8 protein-coding genes are annotated in these 7,687 nt (G+C 65.5%); all 8 read left to right on the top strand.

Going from position 1 to position 7,687, the window contains the following annotated elements:
• Positions 1-137 precede the first annotated feature (137 nt).
• Entirely contained in the window at positions 138-563 is a 426-nt protein-coding gene (locus AS96_RS14110; RefSeq protein WP_036291094.1) for a hypothetical protein, read from the top strand.
• A gap of 109 nt (positions 564-672) precedes the next feature.
• On the top strand, positions 673-1,314 hold the full coding sequence (locus tag AS96_RS14105; RefSeq protein ID WP_036291091.1) for a redoxin family protein: 642 nt from the start codon (positions 673-675) through the stop codon (positions 1,312-1,314).
• Complete coding sequence (locus AS96_RS14100) at positions 1,311-2,057, top strand: cytochrome c biogenesis CcdA family protein (RefSeq protein WP_036291089.1); 747 nt, start codon at positions 1,311-1,313, stop codon at positions 2,055-2,057. Before AS96_RS14105 ends, AS96_RS14100 begins: the two co-directional genes overlap by 4 nt.
• Entirely contained in the window at positions 2,038-3,759 is a 1,722-nt protein-coding gene (gene resB / locus AS96_RS14095; protein WP_036291086.1) for a cytochrome c biogenesis protein ResB, read from the top strand. The genes AS96_RS14100 and resB overlap by 20 nt, the downstream gene beginning before the upstream one ends.
• Positions 3,756-4,412, top strand: coding sequence for a DsbA family protein (locus AS96_RS14090; RefSeq protein WP_036291084.1), 657 nt, complete (start codon positions 3,756-3,758; stop codon positions 4,410-4,412). The genes resB and AS96_RS14090 overlap by 4 nt, the downstream gene beginning before the upstream one ends.
• Positions 4,384-5,982, top strand: coding sequence for an apolipoprotein N-acyltransferase (gene lnt / locus AS96_RS14085; protein ID WP_081768078.1), 1,599 nt, complete (start codon positions 4,384-4,386; stop codon positions 5,980-5,982). The genes AS96_RS14090 and lnt overlap by 29 nt, the downstream gene beginning before the upstream one ends.
• The gene (gene ccsB / locus AS96_RS14080) at positions 5,975-6,994 is read left to right on the top strand and encodes a c-type cytochrome biogenesis protein CcsB (RefSeq protein WP_036291081.1); all 1,020 of its coding nucleotides are present in this window, start codon (positions 5,975-5,977) and stop codon (positions 6,992-6,994) included. The genes lnt and ccsB overlap by 8 nt, the downstream gene beginning before the upstream one ends.
• A 226-nt stretch (positions 6,995-7,220) precedes the next feature.
• Positions 7,221-7,687: signal peptidase II (locus AS96_RS14075; RefSeq protein ID WP_231477289.1), on the top strand; the 467-nt coding region annotated here is incomplete at its 3' end.

The following is a 7,687-nucleotide window of genomic DNA, read 5'->3' as shown; positions in this document are numbered from 1 at the left end:
CCATCGCGCGCCCGAGCCGATTCATCACATCAACACGGGACGTAAGAGTCAGCATGCGCTGATTATACATCTGATAGTGTTATATCGTCGAATAGTCCGATTTCCTCCGCATCCATGAACAAGAGGACCGTCGCAAAATGATCCGCTCCGCCCCGGCGCACTGCACTTTCGCTGCGCGCATGGGATTGTCGGTGCCCCGGCTGCTTGCTGGCTTGGGGCTGGTCCTGGTGCTCCTGATGGGGTCATGGGTGGAGACGCACTCGGAAACCGATGGCCTCACGGCCCCGTCGACCGCAGGGCCGATCGTGGCCGACCAGTCGGGCGCCGTTCCGGCGGCGGTGACGACGGCAGGGGGAAACGCAGAGAATGCGGAAGATCTGGGCGTTGCCCTGTGCCTGCTGGGAGTGGCGTGTGCGTTGGCGCTCGTCGTTCTGGCCTGGCGGGCACCGTCCCGCACGTTCAGCGTCGAGCGTGTCGCAGGGATAGTGCGTGAACGGATCGCGTTCCCGTCGTCCCGAAATCCGGTGCTCACTCTTACACAGCTGCGCGTTTTCCGAACCTGATCCACCACTCAACACCCTTGCACCCGTGAGAGCGAGCGGATTCTGGCGCTGCCAGACCGCCGCCTGTTGAGTCCTCGTATTGGAGAACGTCGTGGCAAACCCATTCCGGGTGACTTCCGTCACCCGCGCCGTCCCCCCGGTTGCCCATCGGAGATCCTGGCGCGCGTTCCGTGCGGCCGCCGCGATGCTCGCCGCGAGCGCTGTACTCGCGGTCGCAGGGTGCACATCCCAGGACGGGCTGGCCGCCACGGCAAACAACGGCACCGGTTCCACCAGCGTTGACGAGCGCATCGTCGAGATCTCCCCGGATAAGCGTGGCGAGACGGTGGTGTTCGCCGGCGTCGATGAGCACGGCAACGCGGTCAGCAGCGGCGACTTCGCAGGCAAGGTGTACGTCGTGAACTTCTGGTATGCCGCGTGTGGCCCATGCCGGGTCGAGGCGCCCCTGCTGGAAGAAGTGTGGCAAACCTACCAGCCCAAAGGGGTGGGCTTCATCGGCGTGAACATTTACGACCAACCCGCCACCGCGCGATCGTTCGCGGAGGACTACGGGATCACCTACCCGAGCGTGATCGACATCGTCGACGGGAACACCAAGCTCGCGTTCGCCGCGGTCACTCCCATCCAGGCGACCCCGACGACTCTGGTGATGGATCGTCAGGGCAGGGTTGCCGCGCGAATCATCGGGCAGCTGCCAGCCGCATCGATCCTGTCCACGCTCGTCTCGGACGCGTTGGCGGAGATCGAATGAGCGCCGGGAGTTTGATCTTCGACGGCGCGCTCGGGGTGGCTGTGCTCATTGCCGTGCTCGCGGGACTGATTTCCTTCGTCTCGCCCTGCGTCCTCCCGCTTGTCCCTGGGTACTTCGGCTACCTCGGGTCCGCCGTCTCCAGCTCCCCGGCACAGACCCCCGCTGGGCGTGGACGGCTGATCGGCGGGGTGGCCTTATTCGTCGCCGGGTTCACTCTGGTATTCATGACCGTCACGGTACTCGGTGGAGTGGCGGGGCTATTCTTCCTCGAATACGCGAACATCCTCACCCGGGTGCTCGGGGTAGTTGTCATCGCAATGGGCCTGGCGTTCATTGGGGTATTTCCTCGCGCGCAACGCACCCTCCGACCCCGTTTCCGCGGCAACCTGGGTATGCTCAGCGCACCGCTGCTGGGCATCGCGCTAGGGATCGGGTGGACTCCCTGCATCGGGCCCACGTTGGCGGCCATCATGTCGGTGTCGTGGAATCTCGGAGATCCCGGCCGGGCAGCCCTGCTCGGTTTTGCTTACTCTCTCGGATTGGGCATCCCGTTCTTTCTGCTTGCTCTCGGGCTCGGCTGGGCTACCAGATCCGTCAGCTTCGTTCGACGACACATTCGCGTGGTTAACATCATCGGCGGCAGCCTGCTCATCATCCTCGGCGTGCTGATGGTCACAGGCATCTGGGGCGCCTTGATGTCCGTTCTACAGGGGGTGATGCTCAATGTCACGCTCCCTCTCTGATCAGCTGCACACTGATCCCTCCCGCCCCGAGGGTCACATCGATCAGGGCGAGCCGGACACCGTCACCTCCCCGTCGCTGGGACCCGTCGAGTGGCTGCGGTGGGGATGGCGGCAACTGACCAGCATGCGTACAGCGCTGCTGCTGCTGCTGCTGCTCGCCATCGCCTCGGTACCGGGATCGATCTTTCCTCAGCGCACCGCGGACCCCAACGGCGTCCTCCAATACTTCAAGAACAACCCGGAACTGGCCCCGATCCTCGACGGACTTCAGGTATTCGACCTGTACAACTCCGCCTGGTTCTCCGCCATCTACCTGCTGCTGTTCATCTCGCTGATCGGCTGCATAATCCCTCGCACCCGGCACCACTGGAAAGCCCTCCGCGCTCGGCCACCCCGCACGCCAGCACGACTCAGCCGGCTGAGCACACACCTCGTCGTCGACGTCCCCGCATCAGTCCAGAGCCCTGAAGCCGAAGCGGCGGACGCGATCACCGCCGCCGCCGCCGATCTGCGCCGCCGCGGATACCGCATCGAGCGGTACGACACCGCACGGTCTTGGTCGGTGTCGGCCGAGCGAGGATACCTCCGGGAGACCGGCAACCTGGTTTTTCATGCCTCCCTGGTCGGGGTGTTGGTCGCCGTGCTCGCCGCCAGCGGCTTCTCCTACACCGGGCAGCGGGTCATCGTCGAAGGGACCACGTTCGTCAACACCCTCAACGACTACTCCTCGTTCACCCCGGGCAGGTTCGTGGACGGCACCCAGCTGGACCCGTACTCGCTGACCCTCGACAGCTTCGACGTCAGCTACGTGCCACCGGGAGAACCCGGTGGCGGCCAAGCGGGCGACTTCGCCGCGAACCTCACCATCCGCAACGCCCGCACCGGGACACAGGACACCGAAAGCGTCCGCGTGAACTACCCCATCACCGTCGGCAATGACCGGGTCTACCTGCTCGGAAACGGCTACGCACCCACCATCACCGTCCGAAACTCCGAGGGCGCGGTCGTGTACAGCGAGTCTCAGCCGTTCCTCCCGCAAGACAGCATGATGACCTCGCTCGGCATCATCAAGGTTCCAGACGGGCTTCCCGAACAGGTCGGGCTTGTCGGTTTCTTCTATCCCACCCAGGGCGCTCTTGACACCGGGGCGTTCACCTCGGTGTATCCCGATCTGGTGAACCCGGTCGTCACCTTCAACGTGTTCTCCGGCAGCCTCGGCATCAACGACGGCGTGCCCCGGTCGGTGTACACCCTCGACACCAGCGGAATGACCCAACTCACCGGCGGCACGAGCGGTGCCGAGTCGATCCAGCTCACTCCTGGGCAGACCGCCGACCTGCCCAATGGGTGGGGCACGGTCACCTTCGAGGACGCGTCCAGCGGCACGAATCCCCTGGCGGCGGTGAAGCGATTCGCGTCGCTGGACATCAAACGCGACACCGGCGGTCCTTGGGTGCTCGCCTTCGCCACCCTCGCCACACTGGGTCTAATCACCGGCCTTCTCGTTCCCCGACGCCGCGTGTTCATCAAAGCATCCGTCACCGGCGACCCGGACGAGCCCACCCTGCGCCTGGAATACGCCGGTCTCGCGCGCGGGGAGGACCCGCAGCTGCCCGACGCGATCGCCGGCATCCGCAACGCCCACCTCGCCGCCCGTGATCGCCCGAGCTCACAGACCCCCAGCCGAAGGAACCCACGATGAAGACCCCCATGAAAGTGACCCTCATTGCGATCGGCGCCGTGGTCGTGCTCGTCATCGGCGCGATCATCTACACGGTCTCCGCCCGCCCTCAAGTGCCCGCAGGCGACAACGCCGCGGACGCGTTACCGGGTGCCCGCAGCAACTCCCACGTCCTGGACAGCGCCGGCCCGAACGCGCCGACCCTGGTGGAATTCCTCGATTTCGAATGCGAGGCCTGTGGGGCGTTCTACCCGTACGTCGAAGAGATCCGAGAGCAGTACGACGGACAGATCAACTATGTGTTCCGGTACTACCCGATCCCCAGCCACTACAACTCGATGAACGCCGCCCTCGCGGTGGAAGCGGCCGCCCAGCAGGACCGGGTCGAGGACATGTATCACCGCATGTTCGAGACGCAAGCCGAGTGGGGCGAGCAGCAAGTCTCCAAAGCGGACCTGTTCCGCAGCTTCGCCGAGGACCTAGGCCTGGACATGGCCGCCTACGATCAGGCTGTCGCGGACCCTGCCACCCGGGAGCGGGTCGAGGAAGACTTCGCCGAAGGGCAGCAGATGGGTGTGCAGGGCACGCCGACCTTCTTCCTCGACGGCGAAAAGCTCGAGCTCACCCAGCTGACGGATCTCACCGATGCTCTCGACCGCGCCCTCGCTGACTGACACGCCGACAGACGCCGCCCCCTCCGCACGAAGGGGGGTGCCGTTGTGGGCGGCGATCCTCGTCGCCGCGGCCGCTGGTGGGCTCCTGGACCTGTCCTTCCCCGCCGTGGGGTGGTGGCCGCTCGCGTTCGTGAGCATCACGATCGCGCTGTGCACGATGATCGGCCGCAGCATCGGTGGCGCATTCCTGGTCGGCACGGCCTTCGGTTCCGCGTTCTACTTCACCCACCTGATGTGGGTTGGGACCTTCCTCGGACCCGTCCCCTGGGTGGCGTTGGCAGGCCTGGAAACGGTACTATTCGGGGTCGGTGCGATCCCTCTCGCCCTCGCGTACCGGTGGACCGACCGCGACCGCGACCACGGACGTAGCGGCCTGTGGTGTCTCGGGGTGCCGTTGCTCGTGGCGGGGTTGTGGAGCGTGCGGGAGCTCGCGATGGGGTCCTGGCCATACTCAGGGTTCCCGTGGGCGCGGATCGGGATGACCCAGGCGAACGGCCCAATGCCGGAGGCGGCGTCCTGGGTCGGGGTGACCGGGCTGACCTTCCTGATCGTCACCGCGTGCGCGTGCCTCGTGCAGTGGTGGCGGTACGGCGGGTTCCGGCGCCTGCGCGGCATCCTCCCCGCCGCGGGAATCGTGACCGCCCTGGTGATCGTCCCGCAGTTCCCGACCGGGGATGTCGGCCGGTTGGACATCGGATGGGTGCAGGGCAACGGGCCCTCCGGGTACTTCGACGACCGTGCCCCAGGGGATGTGCTTGCCGCGCAGACGGCCGCGACCGAACCCCTGGTGGGAGAACGCATGGATCTGCTGGTGTGGCCCGAGGGTGCCGTCGACAGCGACCCCCTTACCGACCCGGCCACCGCTCGACGCCTCAACAATCTCGTCGCCCGGGTCGGCGCCCCGCTACTGACCAACGCCGCCACCGCGCGCGGCGGTGACGTGTTCAACACCTCGATGCTGTGGGACGGGCAGGGCACCCCGCAGTTGCATGACAAGGTCAACCCCGTCCCGTTTGGCGAGTACGTCCCGGACCGGTGGTTCTACGAGCGGATCGCGCCCGACCTGATCGGAATGATCCAACGCGAATACACCCCCGGACAGAACCCCCCGTTCGTGACCGTCGACGGGGTGAAAGTCGGACTGGCGATCTGCTTCGACGTCATCTACGACGCCGTCATCTGGGACGGCGCCCGCCAGGGCGCTCAGGTCTACGTGTTTCAGACCAACAACGCCGATTTCCGCGGCACCGACGAGAATCTTCAACAGCTCGCGTTCGCCCGGATGCGTGCGATCGAGACCGGCCGTGCCGTGGTGAACGTCTCCACCGTCGGCACCAGCCAAGTCATCGCCCCGGACGGGCAGATCATCGACGGTGCCGGGGTCGACCAGGCGGCTGCGGCGATCACCCGCGTTCCGCTGCGCGAGGGCCTCACCCCCGCCGTCATGCTCGGCGGTGCTCTCACCGCCCTGATCGCCCTCAGTGCGATCACGGGTTTAACCATCGCTGGATTCAGACACCGGCGCTATCACTACCGACCCCAAACCGCACGAGGAGCGACCGATGCCTGACCCCGAATCCCTTACCTTCGACAGCATCTCCCTGCTGGTGGTGTGGACGGCAATCGCCGTGTACCTCCTCGCGTTCGTGGCCTACGCCATCGACCTCGCGCAACGATCGGTGCGCCGCGACGAGGTCCAGCGGGCCCGCGCACTCGTGACCGCGGGCGGCGGAGACACACACAGCGGAGCGGGCGTTGGACGCACCGCGCTGAATGAGGTCCGCACCCGTCCGGAGCAGCGGCAGCGTCTGCTCTGGGCGCGCATCGGCACCGTCCTGACCGGGTTCGCGTTCGTCTTCCACCTTGCTGGGACCATCGGGCGAGGGCTCGCCGCGGAACGGGTCCCGTGGGCCAACATGTACGAGTTCGCGCTCACCGGGACATTACTGATCGTCGCCGTCTACCTGATCGTGCTCCGCAGATACGACTTACGCTTCCTGGGCTCCTTCCTCATCGGCATGGTCGCGTTGCTCCTCGGCGGGGCGACTCTTGCGTTCTATGTCGAAGTCACCCCGCTGATGGACCCGCTCAAAAGCGTGTGGCTCATCATCCACGTCTTCGTAGCCTCGCTCGGCACGGCCCTGTTCGCGATCTCCTGCGGTCTCTCCGCCACGCAACTCCTGCAAGCCCGACGAGAACGACGGGCGTCAGGAAAGGGTGGTGAGGACGCGAAGCGGTCCGGCCTGGGGTATCTGCGCACGCTTCCCACCGCGGAGGCACTGGAGTCTCTGGCGTACCGGTTCGCGATCGTCGGGTTCATCTTCTGGACCTTCACCCTGATCGCCGGATCAATCTGGGCCAACGACTCCTGGGGTCGCTACTGGGGATTCGACACTAAGGAAGTCTGGACCTTCGTGATCTGGGTTCTTTACGCCGGCTACATCCACGCCCGCGCAACCCGTGGCTGGCGGGGAACCCGATCCGCATGGCTGTCGATTATCGGCTTCACCGCCGTCCTGTTCAACTTCACCATCGTCAACATGTTCTTCAAAGGCCTGCACGCCTACTCCGGCCTCACCTGACCTCTACCACTTGACAGGATTACCGCATGCCCACACCGTTGCTCGTTTCGGAGCTTCGCAATATCTCCCCATGGCCGTCTGTGCAAATGGACTGCACCTGGCGGCGTTGCCAAAGTCTCCCCTCCGTGGGCCGAGGCGCACAATGATGCGCAGTCGGAGCCGGAGGCTAGCCGTCGCGTGCCTAGTCGCGCTCACCATGGCTCTCGTAGACCAGGGCACGAAGGCCATGGCGCTCGGGCAGCTGAGCGAGGAACAACGCATTCCGCTGATCGGCGACCTGCTGGGCCTGCAACTGGCATTCAACCCCGGCACGATCATGTCTCTCGGATCAAACAGCACATGGGTGTTCACCGTGATCGGAATCGCGGCAGCGATCGTGCTGTTCTATGCCGCCTGGCGGGCGACCTCCATGGCGTGGGCGATCGCGATCGGATTCGTCTGGGGTGGAGCGGTCGGCAACCTCATCGACCGCCTATTCGCCCCTCCCGGATTCGGTCACGGCCACGTCACCGACTTCCTCGCCTATGGCAACCTCTTCATTGGAAACCTCGCCGACATCTTCATCGGAATCGGCGTCGGCCTCGGTATCCTCCAGATGCTCCGCAGCCACCGATCCCAGTTGCGCTCCAGGGGCTTGACCCCTGATCTTGGACACGCTGATTCCAGCACGATGCTGGGGAAGCGAGAATCTGA

Source organism: Microbacterium sp. MRS-1 (genome assembly GCF_000585455.1).
Taxonomy (GTDB): Bacteria; Actinomycetota; Actinomycetes; order Actinomycetales; family Microbacteriaceae; genus Microbacterium; species Microbacterium laevaniformans.
The sequence above is the reverse complement of the archived record's forward strand: the minus strand, read 5'-3'. Positions and strand labels throughout refer to the sequence as shown.

Bases quoted from the DNA above. Each gene is read 5' to 3' on its own strand.
- AS96_RS14110 (WP_036291094.1), top strand. From the start codon at position 138: ATGATCCGCTCCGCCCCGGCGCACTGCACTTTCGCTGCGCGCATGGGA.
- AS96_RS14100 (WP_036291089.1), top strand. From the start codon at position 1,311: ATGAGCGCCGGGAGTTTGATCTTCGACGGCGCGCTCGGGGTGGCTGTG.
- resB (WP_036291086.1), top strand. From the start codon at position 2,038: ATGTCACGCTCCCTCTCTGATCAGCTGCACACTGATCCCTCCCGCCCC.
- AS96_RS14090 (WP_036291084.1), top strand. From the start codon at position 3,756: ATGAAGACCCCCATGAAAGTGACCCTCATTGCGATCGGCGCCGTGGTC.
- lnt (WP_081768078.1), top strand. From the start codon at position 4,384: ATGCTCTCGACCGCGCCCTCGCTGACTGACACGCCGACAGACGCCGCC.
- ccsB (WP_036291081.1), top strand. From the start codon at position 5,975: ATGCCTGACCCCGAATCCCTTACCTTCGACAGCATCTCCCTGCTGGTG.